The sequence below is a fragment of the Sedimenticola thiotaurini genome (assembly GCF_001007875.1).
Taxonomy (GTDB): Bacteria; Pseudomonadota; Gammaproteobacteria; order Chromatiales; family Chromatiaceae; genus Sedimenticola; species Sedimenticola thiotaurini.
Map to the genome: position 1 here is coordinate 1656237 of NZ_CP011412.1, position 17172 is coordinate 1673408.

Here is a 17172-nt window from a genome sequence, read left to right on the forward strand (position 1 = left end):
GCCACTACGGTTTCCATGGTGGGATCAGCGTGAACTGCGCAGACGCGGATCAAACGCATCGCGCACCACATCAGAGAAGAGATTGGCCGACAGCACCAGTGTGAACATGAAGATCATGGCAGCCAGCAGGGACCACCAGACCACCGGCTCCCGGGCCATCTCCAGCCGGGCACTGTTGATCATGTTGCCCCAACTGTTCATGGTGGGGTCGACGCCGATATTGACATAAGAGAGCACCGCTTCGGCCAGTACCAGGCCGGAGAAGTCGAGCACCACGGTAATCATCACGATGTGCAGTACGTTGGGCAGGATATGACGCAGGATGATCTGAAAGTGCCCTACACCAAAGGCAACAGCGGCCTGGACATAATCAACTTCCCGCAGTTTCATCGCCTCCCCACGCAGCAGGCGGCACAGGCCGGTCCAGCTGGTGACGCCGAGAATAATACAGAGGAACAACAGGCGCAGATCGGCCCGCTCCACCAGGCTGTTGAACTCATCGGCGTGGTTGCTCATGTAGATCTGCAGCATCAGGATGGCAGCGGCGATCAGCAGCACTCCGGGGATGGAGTTGAGGGTGGTGTAGGTGTATTGGATCAGATCATCAATCCAACCACGGAAATAGCCGGCCATGATACCCAGCAGGATAGCGGCCGGCAGCATCACCAGGGTGGTCAGGGTGCCGATCAGCAGACCGGTACGGATACTTTTCAGTGCCTGATAAAAGACATCCTCCCCCACCTTGTCGGTTCCCAGCAGGTGATACCGGCTGGAGAGCTCGATCGCCCAGAACAGTACCATCAGCAACAGGGTCAGGGTCACCAGGACAGTACGCCAGGGGATTTCGCTCTTGCCCCTCAATACCTCCCGGGCGGCTTCGGCATAGCCGCCCCGCCGGCGGCCTCCCAGCAGGGCAAACAGAATGTTGGCGGAGACGAAACTCACCACCAATCCCTTGACCAACCCGATCAGGCTCAAACGGGTGATATCCGCTGCCCAGTCCCGCTCCGGATCCGCCAGGTGCGCACCACCATACTGCAAGCGGGGGTAGTCCCGGATCACCGTGCCATCCGGCTGCTCCATATTCTCCTTGGCATACAGATGGGTGGCCAGCGGCGCGGAGTAGGTCTTCTCCTGACGATCCCGCAGCGGCTGTACCAGGCGATCAAACAGACTCACCACCTCGGTGGACTGCACCTGCCCATCCGCCGGCTGATCGGTGGAGTAAGCCGGTTCAAAATGGATCGAATCCAGCAACCCGACCGTAACATAGAAACTGAGGATAACCAGGGTGCTGACCCCCATCCGGCTACGCACCACCAGCCGCCAGGGGCCACGCAGGTGCTCTTTGCCGGCGGCATAAATACCAAACGCAATGGAGACCGACAGCAGCAGGAACACCAGCGCGTCCGTCCAGAGAATCACCAGCCCGCCCATCATGACAAACGCACCCGCGGATCAACCAGTGTATAGGAGATATCGGTCAACAACAGGCCGATGATATAGAGCACCGAACCCAGGAACACCATGGCCCGTACGATGGCGAAATCCTGCCGGTTGATGGCATCGATGGTGTAGCTGCCCAGACCGGGTATGCCAAAGAAGGATTCGGTGATCAGGCTGCCCATGAACAGCAGCGGCAATACCACCACCACCCCGGTCAGAATCGGTATCATGGCGTTCTTCAGCACATGCCGGAACAGCACGATACCCTCGGAGAGCCCCTTGGCCCGGGCGGTCCGCACATAGTCCCGGTTGATCTCCTCCAGAAACAGAGTGCGATACCAGCGCGTCCCGGAGCCGATCCCGCCAACCACACCGATCAACACCGGCAGAATGAGAAATTTGACAGCGGCAAAACCGGTGTCATAGCCGGAGATGGGCACCAGATGCAATAACTTACTCACCAGGTATTGGCCGCCGATGATATAGAACAGGCTGGAGATGGACATCATCACCACGCAGATCACCACGCTCCAGATATCGATATAAGTGGCCCGGAAGAAGGCGATCAACAACGCATAGGTGATATTGACCAGCAACCCGATAATCAGCACCGGTACCGCGATGGCCAGGCTTGGCCACATCCGCTGGGAGATATCGTAGCCGATATCCCGGTCACTGTCGGAGGTGCCGAAATCGAACTGGAACAGTTTGAGGGATTTCTGGAAGAAGATGGTATCGGTCAGCTGCCCTACGCCCTGACTGGCCGAGTTGAACAGCAGGGGCTTGTCATAACCCCGCTCCGCCTTCCAGGTCTCGATCGCTTCCGGGGTGACCCGCTTCATGCCCAGGTTCATACGTGCCATATCATCCGGGGAGTTGACCACGAAAAACAGCACGAAGGTGAGGATATTCACGCCGATCAGAATCGGGATGGCATACAGAATCCGGCGAATGATATAGGCGATCATCGGGCGGCACTCCGTTCATGGCGGCGGTAGACCAGAACCGCCGGCACACCGCTGGCCAGCAGGAACAGCAGGAACAGCACCAGGGGCGCAATCACAGGCGGGTTCCAGGCCTGCTGCCGCGCGACACGGGTTGCCGGATCGATCCGTTTGTACTTGAGGGTATTGTTGGCCATCAGATTGGGTTTTACGTTTCCATACCAGTCGTGATAAAGCGAAAACGCCTTCGGATAGAAGCCCCAGATCCAGGGGGCATCATGGCGCAGGATATCCACCATGCGGTCGATGATCCGTTGCCGCTCCGGGCTGTTCTCCATGTTCTTCATCTGGTCGAACAGGGCGTTGAATTCAGGATTGTTATAGTTGACCGCATTCTCCCCGGCATGCTCCACCTTGCCATTGGGACCATAAAGCAGGAACAGGAAATTTTCCGGATCCGGGTAGTCGGCATTCCAGCCGAACATGAACAGCTGGCCGGTCCCGGTGCGCAGTTTCTCCTGGAAACGATTGTAGTCAGTGGCCCGGATCACCAACTGAATGCCCAGCTTCTTGAACTGTTTGCGCATCCAGTTGAGTTGCGCCTTGCTGTCCGGTCCGGCCGAGGCGGACTCGTAGTTGAGCACCAATGGCCGGCCGGTACGGATACTTTTACCGTTCGGGTAGCCTGCTTTGGCCAACAGGGCCCGCGCCTCGTCCAGCGACTTGCGCTTCGGCTTGCCATTCACCAGATCATAAACCACCGGATTGATCCCTTCCGGTCCCAAGCGGCTACCAAAGATACCGGGCGGCAAGGGACTGTGGGCCACCACGCCCCGGCCATTCAGGAAGATGGAGATGAACTCTTCGAAATTGACCGCGATAGAGATAGCCTGGCGCAGATAGCGATTCTCTTCTGAATCACCGCCGATTACCGGATCGGCCATGTTGAATCCCAGATAGAAGATCGAGGTCTCCACTGCCGTGGCCAGCTGGATATGCCGCTCCTGCATCTCCTCGGTCAGACTGGCCTCCCCTCCGGCGCCGAAGCGGACTGCCTGATCAAAACTGTCAGAATTGATGCCCGACGTGTCGTAGTAGCCCTGCAGAAACTTATTCCAGCGGGGAATGACCTCCTGCTCCAGACTGTAGACCGCCTTGTCCACCAACGGTAACGGTTTCCCCGCATCCGCCAGCATGCCGTTGTCGTGATCCTCCGGCTCCCCTTCAGATGGGTAGCTCTCTCCATGGAAGTTGGGGTTGCGGCTCAACACCATACGCAGGTTGGGATTGTTCTCCGTCAGCATGAAGGGGCCGGTTCCAATCGGATACCAGTTGAGGTTGATATTACGCCTGTCTAGCCCCGGCTGGCTGTAGAACAGATCCGCCTCCCAGGGCATGGGGGCGAAGAAGGTCATAGCGAGCCAGTAAGTGAACTGAGGATACTTGCCGTGCAGGCGAATCTTGAACCGATAGCGATCCAGTTGGGTAACACCGGCCATGGGGCGTGTCCTGAGATCAATAAATCCGGTGCTCTCCTCCTCGGCCGCCAACGCCCGGCTGAACTCAGCAAAACCGACAATATACTCCGACATGATGCTGGCGATCGGCGAGTGCAGCCGGGGATTGGCCAGCCGCTTGATCTGATAGATAAAATCCTCCGCGGTCGCCTCGCGGGTTCCGGTATGGGGGAAATCCGCCAGCGTATTGATCCCTTCGATATCATCCTCACTCAGGTGATGATAGCGATAGGCGCCCGAATCGTCTTTTGCCAGGGCCGGATGGGGTTGATAACGCATGCCCGGTTTGATCTCTATCTGGTACTCGCTGAACGCCACCTGGTCAGCTGCGGCATCCGCCGGCAGTGGATTACCCGCCTGATCGAAAAACTGTGGTTCCGGCACCTGCTCTGCCGCCAATGGCACCAGTTGATAGGGTCGCTTCAGAAAATGGTACTGGAGCGGTGGCTCGTAGATCTGGCCGATAAAGGCGTACTCATTGGCCGCATAGGAGCGGGCCGGATCGAGGTGCTTGGGACGTTCGGAGAACGAGCTGTAGAGGGTGTTGGAGTTCGCCTCGCTGGCGGGATAGGGCGCATTCCAGGCACGACCATCACAGCCGTTCAGCACGGTAACCAGCAACACAGCAACACAGCCGGCTAACAGCCCCTTACCGGGCCCTGTACGTCCCCTTGATGTCACTTTTCTCCTCCGCTGCCGGTTCTTATTGTTGATCCCACAATAGGCAACACAACAATGCCTGATATCCATTCAACAACAGGTGCTGACCAAAACCTGCTGCCAGAGTGGCAGCATATATTAGAACAGACCAACAAAAAACCGTCCGGTTCTTTTCGGATCGCCCCTTTTCCGGTACCTTAGAGGTGTTCGACGCACCCAAAGCCGGGCGCACATAGACTCTCTTTTCTACGAAGTTCAAGGAATTTACATGGGTTTCCTACAAGATAAACGCATCCTTATCGTTGGCGTCGCCAGTAACCGTTCTATCGCCTGGGGAACCGCCCAGGCCATGCATCGAGAGGGGGCGCAACTGGCGTTTACCGCACAGGGCGACAAGCTGTTGGAGCGGGTACGGAAAATGGCCGCAGAGCTGGATTCCGATATTGTCCTGCCGCTGGATGTCACCTCTGATGAACAGATCGATAACGTGTTCAGCGAGCTTGCCAAGCAGTGGGATGGTCTGGATGGCATTGTTCATTCAGTCGGCTTCGCTCCCCGGGATCAACTGGAAGGAAGCTATATCGATTCAGTCACCCGGGAAGGCTTCAGCATCGCTCACGATATCAGCGCCTACAGCTTTGCCGCACTGGCCAAAGCCGGTCGGTCCATGATGCAGGGGCGGAACGGCGCACTGATCACCATGAGCTATCTGGGAGCGGTACGCACCATCCCCAATTACAACGTCATGGGGGTGGCCAAGGCGAGCCTGGAAGCCAGTGTTAAATACATGGCAGACTCGCTAGGCCCGGAGGGAACCCGGGTCAACGCCATCTCGGCCGGTCCGATCCGCACCCTTGCCGCATCCGGCATCAGCGGATTCAAGGGCATGCTGGCGGAGGCGGAAAAGAAAAATCCGTTGCGACGCAATGTCACCATTGAGGAGGTAGGCAATGCGGCCGCCTTCCTCTGTTCCGATCTGGCATCCGGCATTACCGGCGATATCCTCTATGTGGATTCCGGCTACCATATCGTCGGCATGGCCTGACACCGGTAATCGTCGTCCGGTGAGTCGTGGACGGTCGTAGAACGGCAGCCGGCTTGCTGTTGGATAATTCAAACGCTGTACGATCGCCCCATAAAAAACCGCCCACTCCACAACCGTGCAGTGGGCGGTTTCATTTTTTGCACCGGGTTACTCGGTTGCCTGATCAGTAATCACCACGTCTGCTGACGCGCGTAGATTATTCTGCAGGTGCTGGAAATAACTCTTACCGCGCGACTCTGTCATCACCCGGTTCAGCACATCCTCACCCCCCACTTCAGCAGCCTCTTCCAGACTGCCATCAATCACCTTGTGGAGAGCGATCAGGGCCAAATCGCCATTGCTGAGCGCCAACTGGCCATAGACCGGCTGATCGCCTGTTGGATGGGGCATCATGAACAGGTGACCAAGCAGATCTGCCGGTATATCCTGCTCATCACGGCTAACCACTTTGCGGGGATTGAGTTGCGCCCCCTTGTCGGCGGCCACAGTCGCCAGAGTCTCCCCCTGAGAAAGCCGGTTCACCCACTCCGCGCCTTGCTGGGTTGCCAGTTCCATGGCTTTCTCAAGCCGCAGTTTATCCACGATGGACTGCTTTACCTGGTCCAGGGTTTTAACTGCCGCCTCTTCATGTTCCAGAACCCGCAGCACCAGTACATGTTCCGGGTTCAGCTCGATCGCTTCACTGTTATTGCCCGATACCAGCACATCGTCACTGAATGCGGCGGCTATGACCTTGGGAGCCCCCAACATGCCTTCCCCACCATTGCGGGTAATCCAGTCACTCTCTTTAAGTTCCATGCCCAGGTCATCTGCTGCTGGCTGCAGGCTATGGGGTTCCTCGTAAGCGATGTTACCGAGTCGTTCGGCATATTCGTAAAACAGACGCTCTGCCTCGGATTTCAGGTAGGCCTTCTTCACTTCATCTTTCGCCTCAGCAAAAGATTTGCCAGCGGGCTCGCGAATGTCGGTCAACTTAATAATGTGGAAACCGAAAGGTGTACGCACCAGGTCACTGACCTCACCCGGTTTAAGCTTGAACACCACTTCATCAAACGCAGATTCCATCACGCCGGTTTCAAAAAAACCGAGATCACCACCCTGGTCTGCCGACCCGGGATCCTGTGACAACTCTTTCGCAACAGCGGCAAAATCTTCGCCATTACGTACCCGCTCCAGTGCCGCCTGGGCCAGGCTCTGTGCCTGATCGATAGTCGCCTGGTCACTCCCCTCATCAACCGCTATCAGGATATGGCTGGCGCGACGCTGTTCAGCCGTCTTGTAGAGGGACTGATGCTGTTCGTAATAAGCCTGCAGGTCTTCCTCGGTGCTTGTCAGGGTCTTGGCAATACTGTCGATATCCAGATCCAGGTAGCTGATCTTGACCCGCTCCGGCGCCATGAACTCGTCCTGGTGTGCAGCGTAGTAAGCTTCAACAGATTGGTCACTCACCTCTACATTTTCAAGAAAATTCTCGGCCGGCAGAACCAGGTATTCGAAATCGCGGCGCTGAAGCCTCAACTTTACCAGACTGGTCATTTCTGACTTGGTGGTGAACTCGGAGTCGCTGACAGCCTTGGAGAGCTGCTCACTGACCAGCCCCCGGCGGACCTGTTCAACAAATCCGGCCTGCGTCTGGCCCTGCAGCCGCAGAGCACGTTCAAAGGCCTCCTGGTTGAAACGGCCGTCCACCCGGAAAGCAGGGATCGACACAATGACCTGCTTGACCAGATCATCACCAACCCGCAGGCCCAGCTCATCCGACTTCTGCAACAGCAGGCTGTTGCGGATCATCATCTGCAGCACATCCTGTCTCAGTTTCTTCTCGTCGATCATCTCCGGGCGGTAATCATCACCCAGTCGCTGGCGAAGATTTTCCCGAAAATCCCGATAACCGTTGTCAAATTCCCGCTGGGTAATCTCCTGACCATTCACCGTTGCGGCTACGGGTTCGGAACCACCACCCAGATAGGAGTTAATACCGAAAAGCGCAAAGGGCACACTGATAAGGATAACTATGAACCAGGCGATCACTCCCTGGGCTCGTTCCCTGATGGACTGAAGCATGACGTACCTGAAAGTCTGGACAGTAAAAGAAAACGGGGTATCCCAAGGATACCCCGCGTCTTCTCACCTATGGCGGAGCGGACGGGGCTCGAACCCGCGACCCCCGGCGTGACAGGCCGGTATTCTAACCATCTGAACTACCGCTCCGAAAATGGTGGGTGCTGAGGGGATCGAACCCCCGACCCTCGCCTTGTAAGGGCGATGCTCTCCCAGCTGAGCTAAGCACCCGCTGAAGGCGCGCTAGTTTACGGCATCCTTCAGGGCTTTTCCAGCCTTGAATGAAGGATTTTTCGAGGCCTTGATCTCGATGGTAGCGCCGGTCTGCGGGTTCCGACCAGTGCGCGCTGCCCGCTCACGCACAGAGAAAGAACCGAACCCGATGACTGATACTTGATCTCCGCTTTTCAGCGCTTCGGTGATAGCTGCAATCATGCCATCCAGTGCGCGTCCGGCGGCTGCCTTCGATATGTCTGCAGAATCTGCCATCGCGTCGATCAGTTCCGTCTTGTTCATTAATAGTCTCCCCTAGGGTCTATAATCAAGGCGCTGTAATTAGCGCATGTAAATACTTTCATCGGTTACCGTTACAGGTGCGCGAAACGGGGTCAATTTATACCAGTGGCCCCGAAGAAGTGTCAAGCTAACTCATCCCAAAAGCCTAATTTAATGCGGTTTCCAGAGGAATCGACGCCCGATTCACCTCTGGCATGGCCAGTAATGAGAGAGCCGACCTGCGCGACCGGACACCTATCTCGTCCGTTCACACAGATCGGCAGGTTGAAAAACCACCACCCGGGCCCGCCAAATCGTACCTGACAACGATTATGGCACGGACCAACAAGTTACTACCATGAATCAGTGTCGCGTCAGACCGCCACCCTTCTTCACACTCTTTTTGGTGGTACGGGGTTTACTTTTAGGAACCTCAGCCAGATCACCCGACTCCTGCAGTGGCGTCGGCATATGGGTCAGGGCAATCTCCAACGCCTGCTCAATCCAGCGAACCGGGATAATCTCCAGGTTCTGCTTGATATTCTTGGGGATTTCCACCAGGTCACGCTCATTCTCTTCAGGTATGATGACCGTCTTGATACCGCCACGGTGCGCGGCCAGCAACTTCTCTTTCAGTCCACCAATCGGCAGCACTTCGCCCCTCAGGGTAATTTCACCGGTCATCGCCACATCCGCCCTGACCGGGATCTCTGTCAAGGCAGAAACCAGGCAAGTACACATGCCGATACCGGCACTGGGACCATCCTTCGGCGTAGCCCCTTCCGGTACGTGGACGTGTACATCCAGTTTCTGATAGAAATCGTTCTCGATCCCCAGTGCCGCAGCCCGACTTCTGACCACGGTCATGGCCGCCTGGATAGACTCCTGCATAACGTCACCCAACTGTCCGGTATGGGTCAGTCGACCCTTTCCCGGCACCAGCGCCGTCTCAATCTTCAGCAGTTCACCACCCACCTCAGTCCATGCCAGACCGGTTACCTGGCCAACCTGATCGTAATCTTCCACCTCGCCGTAACGGAAACGCTTCACACCCAGGTATTTGTCCAGGCTGGAAGGGGTAATGGTCATCTTCTTCTCTGACTTGGTCAGCAGAATCTCCTTGACTACCTTTCGGCAGATCTTGGATATCTCCCGCTCCAGGTTACGCACCCCCGCTTCACGGGTGTAGTAGCGGATGATGTCGCGGATACAGGCCTCTCTGAAGACGATTTCAGTGGCCTTCAGGCCATTGTTCTCTATCTGCTTGGGCACCAGGTAACGCATGGCGATATTGACTTTCTCGTCCTCGGTATAGCCGGACAGACGTATCACTTCCATACGATCCAACAGGGCCGCCGGCACGTTCAACGTGTTGGCTGTAGCGACAAACATCACCTCGGAGAGATCGAAATCCACTTCCAGATAGTGATCGGCAAAGGTGTGATTCTGCTCCGGATCGAGCACTTCAAGCAGCGCGGATGCCGGATCGCCACGGAAGTCCATGGCCATCTTGTCGATCTCGTCGAGCAGGAAGAGTGGATTCCGGGTGCCGATCTTGGAGAGGTTCTGGATAATCTTGCCAGGCAGTGCACCGATATAGGTGCGGCGATGGCCGCGGATCTCCGCCTCGTCCCGCACACCACCCAGGGCCATACGGATGAATTTCCGGTTAGTGGCCCGTGCAATGGATTGTCCAACCGAGGTCTTACCGACGCCCGGAGGGCCCACCAGGCAGAGAATGGGGCCTTTCAGTTTCCGTACCCGTTGCTGAACCGCCAGGTACTCGATAATCCGCTCCTTAACCTTCTCCAGGCCGTAGTGATCCTTTTCCAGTACATCTTCCGCTGCTTTCAGGTCATTACGAATCTTGCTTCGCTTCTTCCACGGCACATTGACCAAGGTGTCGATGTAGTTTCTGACCACCGATGCCTCAGCGGACATGGGCGACATCAGCTTCAGTTTATTCAATTCCGCCACCGCCTTCGCCTTGGCTTCTTTCGGCATACCAGCGGACTCAATACGATTCTCCAGATCCTCAATCTCGTTGGGTGCTTCGTCCATTTCACCCAACTCTTTCTGAATGGCCTTCATCTGCTCATTCAGATAGTACTCACGCTGGTTCTTCTCCATCTGGCGCTTGACCCGACCACGAATTCGCTTCTCCATCTGCAGCAGGTCGTTTTCAGCCTCCATCAGGCTCATCAGGTGCTCAAGCCTTTCACCGATATTGGCCATCTCCAGCACACTCTGCTTTTCATCCAGCTTCAGTGACATGTGAGCAGCCATGGTATCTGCCAGCCTGCTGGGTGATTCGATACTGGAGAGGGAGGTGAGCACCTCGGGGGGGATCTTTTTATTCAGCTTCACGTACTGATCGAACAGCGCAATTGCTGAACGCATCAGCACCTCAAGCTCCCGTTCATCATCCGGGGTGATATCCTCTATCGGGGAGAACTCTGCGGAGAAATAGCCGTCGGTCTCAGAAATCTCGGTAAGTTTCGAGCGGGAACCGCCCTCAACCAACACCTTTACCGTGCCATCCGGCAGTTTCAGGAGTTGCAGAATATTCGCCAGCGTACCGACCTGATGCATATCCGCAACCGCAGGCTCATCCGTCTCGGCACTCTTTTGTGCCACCAGGATAATCTGCTTATCCTCCCGCATCGCGGCATCCAGTGCCCTGATCGACTTCTCACGGCCCACAAAGAGGGGAATGACCATGTGCGGATAGACCACTACATCCCGTAACGGGAGTACAGGAATTACGGCACTGGAACCAGTGGTACGGGGATTGTTTAGCTCTTCTTGACCCATGCAGGGTACTCCTTCTGTTGCGGCCTATTGGCTGATACAAGTCAGCAAGACAGTGGCCCGTCAATCTGACCAATTACCCAATAGTGCTGAATTGGTGGCGGCAATGAAAATCCTGCCGTTCATGGGATGGTGGGGGCTTAAACGAAATATTTCAAGTTATTCGGCAGTGCGCTTTGTAGGGTAATAACCGGCACCCGACCCCCGGCACTGCCCAAGCAAGAGCCCAGGCATACCCTGGACAGAAAAAAACCGCTGTGCAGCCAGGCCGACCAGCGGTTTCCATGCCGCGGACAGGATGCCTCGGCACCCCGCCGCCATCAGTTTGCACCGTTCAGTCAGCGGCAACCATCTTTTGCTCACCACCTTCATAGATGATGTACGGATCCGATTCGCCGGTGATGACCGCCTCGTCCACCACCACCTTGGAGACATTCTCCAGCGATGGCAGGTCGTACATGGTATCCAGCAGCACCTGCTCCATAATGGTTCGCAGACCACGTGCACCGGTTTTCCGCTCCATCGCCTTGCGTGCGATCGCAGACAGGGCATCCGGCCGGAACTCCAGCTCGCAGTCTTCCATATCAAACAGCCGATGATACTGTTTCACCAATGCATTCTTGGGTTCTGTCAGAATCCGTACCAATGCCTCTTCGTCCAGCTCCTCAAGCGTAGCCACGACCGGTAACCGGCCGACAAATTCTGGAATCAGGCCGTACTGGATCAGATCCTCCGGTTCCACATTGGTCAGGATCTCGCCCACCTTGCGGGATACATCCTTGCTGTGTACTTCGGCTGAGAAACCAATCCCACCCTTCTCGGAGCGGTTGCGGATCACCTTGTCCAGACCGGCGAAGGCGCCCCCAACCACGAACAGGATATTGGAGGTATCGACCTGCAGAAACTCCTGCTGGGGATGCTTGCGGCCACCCTGGGGCGGGACCGAGGCGACCGTGCCTTCGATCAGCTTCAGCAGCGCCTGCTGTACGCCCTCACCCGAGACATCACGGGTAATGGAAGGATTATCGGATTTACGGGAAATCTTATCGATTTCATCGATGTAGACAATACCGGTCTGGGCCTTTTCGACGTCGTAATCGCACTTCTGCAACAGCTTCTGAATGATATTTTCGACGTCCTCACCCACATAGCCCGCTTCGGTGAGCGTTGTGGCATCCGCGATGGTGAAAGGCACATTGAGCATGCGCGCCAGAGTTTCAGCCAGCAGGGTCTTACCGGAACCGGTCGGGCCTATCAGCAGAATATTGCTCTTGGCAATCTCCACCTCATCCTTGTTTCTGCTGGTATCAAGCCGCTTATAGTGGTTATACACAGCAACCGACAGCACTTTCTTTGCCCGGGCCTGACCAATTACGTATTGATCCAGCAAGGCACTCAGTTCGTGGGGCTTGGGCAGTTTTCCAGCGGTTTCCACACCGCCTTCCTGCATCTCCTCACGAATAATATCGTTACATAACTCAACACATTCATCACAGATGAATACTGATGGGCCGGCGATCAGCTTACGAACTTCATGCTGGCTCTTTCCGCAGAAAGAGCAATAAAGCAATTTGCCGTCATCGCCTCTTGTCTTGTCATCACCCATGAACCCATCCTCTCGGTATTTCGGTCAATCCGCTCTTACTCATAGATCAATGTATAAAGCCGATCGAGCTTCATTACAACCCCTCAACAGGTAATCCCATTTGCTCAATAGCTTGGGGAGTTGCTGGAATATATCTAAATTTATCAAATAAAACAGCGGGTTAATAGCGCTATTTACTCAGTGGCAGAGGGACGACGACTCAGTACCTGATCAATCAGTCCATAGGCGACTGCATCCTCGCCACTCATGAAGTTGTCCCGATCAGTATCTTGACTGATGGTCTCAAGGGACTGACCGGTGTGGGTCGCCATTATCTGATTCAGCCGATCACGCAGCAGAAGGATCTCCTTGGCGTGGATCTCGATATCCGTTGCCTGACCCTGGAAGCCGCCCAAGGGCTGGTGGATCATCATCCGGGAGTTGGGCAGGCAGTAGCGTTTGCCTTTCTCACCCCCGGCCAGCAGTAATGCCCCCATGCTGGCCGCCTGGCCGATACACATGGTACTGACATGGGGCTTTACAAACTGCATGGTGTCATAGATTGCCAGACCGGCACTCACGGAGCCACCCGGAGAGTTGATATAGATGTGGATATCCTTATCCGGATTCTCAGACTCCAGGAAAAGCAACTGGGCCACAATCAGGTTGGCCATGTTGTCTTCCACCTGACCGACCAGAAAAATCACCCGCTCCTTGAGCAGCCGCGAGTAGATATCGTAGGAGCGTTCTCCACGGGAGGTCTGCTCGACCACCATGGGAATCAATCCCAGATTTGTTGCATCCAATCCGCCTGTTTTTCGTAAGTCGGTCATACTGAATTGATCCTTATATCCTGCCTTTATTCGTCTGCCGCTTCCGCATCAGGGGCTGCCGGATTCATCACCTCATCAAAGGTCTTGGTGACATCCTCAACCTTGACCTGATCCAGCACCCAATCAACCACCTGGTCCTCTAGAACCAGATTCTGGATACCCGAAAGCTGCTCCTTATTGCCATAGTAGTAATCGATAACCTGCTGAGGCTCTTCGTAAGTCTGGGCAAACTCTTCGATCCGCTGACGTACCCGATCCTCATCAACCTCGATACTATTACTGCTTACCACCTCGGCAATTATAAGCCCAAGAGTAACACGTTTCTTGGCCTGGTCCTCAAACAACTCAACCGGCAGATTAATGTTGTTTCCCTGGCCACCCTGGGCCAGGTTGGCCTTGGTCTGCTGCAGCAACACCTCTGCTTCCCGCTTGACCAATGCTTTCGGCACATCCAGCTTATTCGCCTCCAGCAGCGCATCCATGGCCTGCTCCTTGACCTGGTTGCGGATCTTGTCTTCAAGCTCACGAGTCATATTGGCCCGGATCTCTCTGTAGAATCCCTCCACACCATCTTCCTTGATGCCGAAGGCCTTGATGAACTCCTCATTAACTTCGGGTAATACCGATTCGGAGACCTTGGTCACCTCAACCTCGAACTTGGCGGGTTTGCCAGCCAGATGCTCGGCGCGGTAATCCTCGGGGAAGGTCAGTTCCAGGGTGCGGGATTCACCGGCCTTGGCGCCGACCAAGCCCTCTTCAAAACCCTCAATCATCCCGTGGGAACCCAACTCCAGGGGTACGCCGTCTGCCGAACCACCTTCAAAAGCTTCGCCATCGATATAGCCTTTGAAATTGACCGTCACCTGATCACCTTCCTGCGCAGCACGATCAACCTCACTCCAGGTCACCCGTTGCTTGCGCAGTTTCTCCACCATGTTGTTCAGATCATCATCGGTCACCTCAACCACGGGGCGCTGCACTGTCGCGTCGCCGAGGGGGTTGAGAGAAACCTCCGGCATTACTTCAAATACCGCCACGTAGGCCAGCCCTTCATCCGCTGCCTTTTCGACTGGCTCGATAGAGGGCTCGCCGGCAGGATTGAGCTTCTCCTGCATCAGTGCTTCAAAATAGCTGGACTGCACCAGATCACCAAACACTTCCTGCTTGGCATCGTTGGAAAAACGCTTGCGCACTACTGACAGAGGTACCTTGCCAGGGCGAAAACCGTCCAACCTGACGGTCCGCGCAATCTCTTTCAGTCGCTTCTCCACCGCCTGATTTACTTTCTCAGCGGGGAGTTCAACTGTCATACGACGCTCAAGCCCTTCACTCGATTCAACCGAAACTTGCATGAAAACCTCTTCTGGCAGTATTTGCTGCCATTCCTCTGTCTTAAGTTAAAAGTGGCTACCACTGACGCAGCAACCGAAAACTCGCCCCATTCAGGGCAGATAACCGGCCCGGGACTGAAAAATCCGGGCCTTTCAAACCTACCTGCCAAACTCAGAAAATTGCCACCAACCCCATGTAAATCAATCCATTAGGTAGCTACTGTTGGTACCAAAAAGCACGCTGCCATTGGCAAATTAGCCGGTTATTGTACCTAAAAACAACCACTATTAAAGCGCATTTTGTCGTCTTCACCGGATCGTGAACGACTGGCACGGCGGGACATCTGTCCTGATACGGCAATACAGGCAACTGTGAACATATGGACACGTTCTGAATTGATCGTCCTGGGCAGGAACCTGAGACCGGGAAAGGGCGCTCAATTGTGAGAATGGTGCCGTCCGGGAGACTTGAACTCCCACACCTTGCGGTACCAGAACCTAAATCTGGCGTGTCTACCAATTCCACCAGGACGGCATGTGGGGGCTGATTATAGAGACCGCTCGCGGGGCAGGTCAATTGATCAGAGCGTCGGCACACGTTCTGATCAGATCAACCGCTACGGTCATGTACTGTCAGCCGGCCAAATGAGAGAGTGTGCAGACTGAAACCAGACATCGCCGGTTACAACAGCGGCGCTGTCCAGCCCGCCCATGAGGCTGGACAGTCATCTTGAATCAGATCACCTTGGAGAAGTTTTTCTGCTGTACACCTGCCGACAGGTAACGATCGAAAGCCATGCAGATATTACGGATCAGCAGGCGCCCCCGGGGCAGCACCCTGACGCCGGCATCATCCATCTGGATCAGGCCATCGGCCTCCATGCCCGGCAAGCGCGCCAGTTCCGCGGCGAAATAGTCACTGAACTGAATACCCCAGGTCTGTTCCACCGCAGAGAAATCCAGCACAAAGTTGCAGATCAGGCGGGTAATCACATCGCGCCGGATCAGGTCATCCCGGGTCAGCTCAATGCCCCGGAACACCGCCAGTTTGCCGGCATCGATGGCGCCATAATAGTCATCCAGCCCGCGCGCATTCTGGCTGTAGGTATTACCCACCATGCCGATGGAGGTCACACCCAGGGCCACCAGATCGCAATCGGAGTGGGTGGAGTAGCCCTGGAAATTACGATAGAGCGTCCCTTCCCGCTGTGCTACCGCCAACTCGTCGTCCGGACGGGCAAAGTGATCCATGCCAATGTAGACGTAGCCCGCACTGGTCAGGTGATCGATAGTCATCTGCAGGATATCCAGTTTCACCTGGGGGGCCGGCAGATCATCAGCATGGATGCGGCGCTGGGGTTTGAACAGTTCCGGCAGATGGGCATAGTTGAACACCGATAAACGGTCCGGCCCCACCTCGATCACCCGATCCAGGGTCTTGGTAAAGCTTTCAACCGTCTGGAATGGCAGGCCGTAGATAAGATCGATACTGACCGAGCGGAAATTGTTGCTGCGGGCCGCTTCCAGCACCGCCATGGTCTCGGCCTCGGACTGGATGCGGTTGACCGCCTTCTGTACCCGGTCATCCAGATCCTGCACCCCCAGGCTGAGGCGGTTGAAACCCACTTCACGCAGGGTACGGATCGTCTCCGCGGTCGCCTCACGGGGGTCGATCTCAATGGAGTACTCACCCTTGTCATCGTCGGCCAGGGTAAAGTGCTCGCCGGTCACCCGCATCAGCTCCTGCATCTCCTTATGACTGATGAAGGTCGGGGTACCGCCGCCCCAGTGCAGCTGCTCCACCACCCGGCTCTTGTCAAAGATCGCGCCCTGCATGGCGATCTCCTGGTAAACCCGGTCCAGGTAGGTGGCAGCCATACTGCGATCCTTGGTGGCGATCTTGTTACAGGCGCAGTAGAAGCAGATAGTGTCGCAGAACGGGATATGGAAATAGAGCGACAGGGGCCCGCCCTGCTCATTGGTGGCAGAGGCCGCCGCCCGATACTCGGCTTCGCCAAAGCCTTCGTGGAACTGGGGAGCGGTGGGATAGGAAGTATACCTGGGCCCGGAGTAGTCGTACTTATTGATCAGCTCCAGATCAAAAACCAGTGATTGATCCATGATTAGTCCTCACCCACGTCGAGACCCCGACGATGGGTTTCGTTGATCTGCTGCAGCAGTATATGGAAAGGGATCTCGTCGCCGTGACGGTTAGCCACTTCCATAAAAGGGAGATCCTCACGCCCGAAGGCATAGGTACCATTACACATGGACTCGTAGAGCTGTCCGATACCCCGCTCGAGGGGTTCCAGATAAGCGGGGAAATTGACCATCTCCTCCATCTCATACAGCAGACACTCTTTCAGATCACCCACTTCGAATTTGGCCTGCTTGACCCACTCTGCATACTCTTGCGCAGTGCGCGCACGTTGTATTGCCATGTT

General features: G+C 55.7%; 12 protein-coding genes and 3 tRNA genes. 1 reads left to right on the forward strand and 14 read right to left on the reverse strand.

The genetic code is table 11. From position 1 onward, the window contains the following. Positions 1-24: 24 nt before the first annotated feature. From AAY24_RS07535 to AAY24_RS07545, 3 genes are read right to left on the reverse strand one after another with little or no spacing between them, the layout of a single operon-like run. Complete coding sequence (locus AAY24_RS07535; RefSeq protein WP_046859160.1) at positions 25-1440, reverse strand: ABC transporter permease; 1416 nt, start codon at positions 1438-1440, stop codon at positions 25-27. Beyond that, complete coding sequence (locus AAY24_RS07540) at positions 1437-2414, reverse strand: ABC transporter permease (RefSeq protein ID WP_046859161.1); 978 nt, start codon at positions 2412-2414, stop codon at positions 1437-1439. Before AAY24_RS07540 ends, AAY24_RS07535 begins: the two co-directional genes overlap by 4 nt. After that, positions 2411-4588 (reverse strand): ABC transporter substrate-binding protein, encoded by a 2178-nt coding sequence (locus tag AAY24_RS07545; protein ID WP_335337224.1) that lies wholly within the window; start codon positions 4586-4588, stop codon positions 2411-2413. The genes AAY24_RS07540 and AAY24_RS07545 overlap by 4 nt, the downstream gene beginning before the upstream one ends. Positions 4589-4835: 247 nt before the next feature. Between AAY24_RS07545 and AAY24_RS07550 the strand changes: the two genes are divergently transcribed. Next, entirely contained in the window at positions 4836-5612 is a 777-nt protein-coding gene (locus AAY24_RS07550) for an enoyl-ACP reductase FabI (RefSeq protein WP_046859162.1), read from the forward strand. A gap of 147 nt (positions 5613-5759) precedes the next feature. Here the strand turns inward: AAY24_RS07550 and AAY24_RS07555 are convergent, their stop codons facing one another. From AAY24_RS07555 to AAY24_RS07605, 11 genes are all read right to left on the reverse strand, one after another. After that, positions 5760-7676 carry a SurA N-terminal domain-containing protein gene (locus AAY24_RS07555; protein ID WP_046859163.1) on the reverse strand — a complete coding sequence of 639 codons (1917 nt, stop codon included), beginning with the start codon at positions 7674-7676 and terminating at the stop codon, positions 5760-5762. 70 nt (positions 7677-7746) lie between these two features. After that, positions 7747-7823 (reverse strand) — tRNA-Asp (locus tag AAY24_RS07560). Between the two features lie 5 nt (positions 7824-7828). Further along, a tRNA-Val gene (locus tag AAY24_RS07565) sits at positions 7829-7904 on the reverse strand. A 12-nt stretch (positions 7905-7916) separates the two neighbouring features. Then, entirely contained in the window at positions 7917-8189 is a 273-nt protein-coding gene (locus AAY24_RS07570) for an HU family DNA-binding protein (protein WP_029135121.1), read from the reverse strand. Between the two features lie 342 nt (positions 8190-8531). Then, a complete protein-coding gene (gene lon, locus AAY24_RS07575; RefSeq protein ID WP_046859164.1) occupies positions 8532-10982 on the reverse strand; it encodes an endopeptidase La in 2451 nt (816 codons plus the stop codon). Positions 10983-11313: 331 nt separating this feature from the next. Beyond that, positions 11314-12585: an ATP-dependent Clp protease ATP-binding subunit ClpX gene (gene clpX, locus AAY24_RS07580; RefSeq protein ID WP_046859165.1), complete on the reverse strand. Its 1272-nt coding sequence runs from the start codon at positions 12583-12585 to the stop codon at positions 11314-11316. 173 nt (positions 12586-12758) lie between these two features. Next, positions 12759-13397: an ATP-dependent Clp endopeptidase proteolytic subunit ClpP gene (gene clpP, locus AAY24_RS07585; RefSeq protein ID WP_046859166.1), complete on the reverse strand. Its 639-nt coding sequence runs from the start codon at positions 13395-13397 to the stop codon at positions 12759-12761. A gap of 26 nt (positions 13398-13423) precedes the next feature. Beyond that, positions 13424-14749 (reverse strand): trigger factor, encoded by a 1326-nt coding sequence (tig, locus tag AAY24_RS07590; protein WP_046859167.1) that lies wholly within the window; start codon positions 14747-14749, stop codon positions 13424-13426. Positions 14750-15178: 429 nt separating this feature from the next. Further along, positions 15179-15263: transfer RNA gene (locus AAY24_RS07595), tRNA-Leu, on the reverse strand. Positions 15264-15463: 200 nt separating this feature from the next. Beyond that, positions 15464-16849, reverse strand: coding sequence for an oxygen-independent coproporphyrinogen III oxidase (hemN, locus tag AAY24_RS07600; RefSeq protein WP_046859168.1), 1386 nt, complete (start codon positions 16847-16849; stop codon positions 15464-15466). Between the two features lie 2 nt (positions 16850-16851). After that, a complete protein-coding gene (locus AAY24_RS07605) occupies positions 16852-17169 on the reverse strand; it encodes a hypothetical protein (RefSeq protein ID WP_046859169.1) in 318 nt (105 codons plus the stop codon). Positions 17170-17172 lie beyond the last annotated feature (3 nt).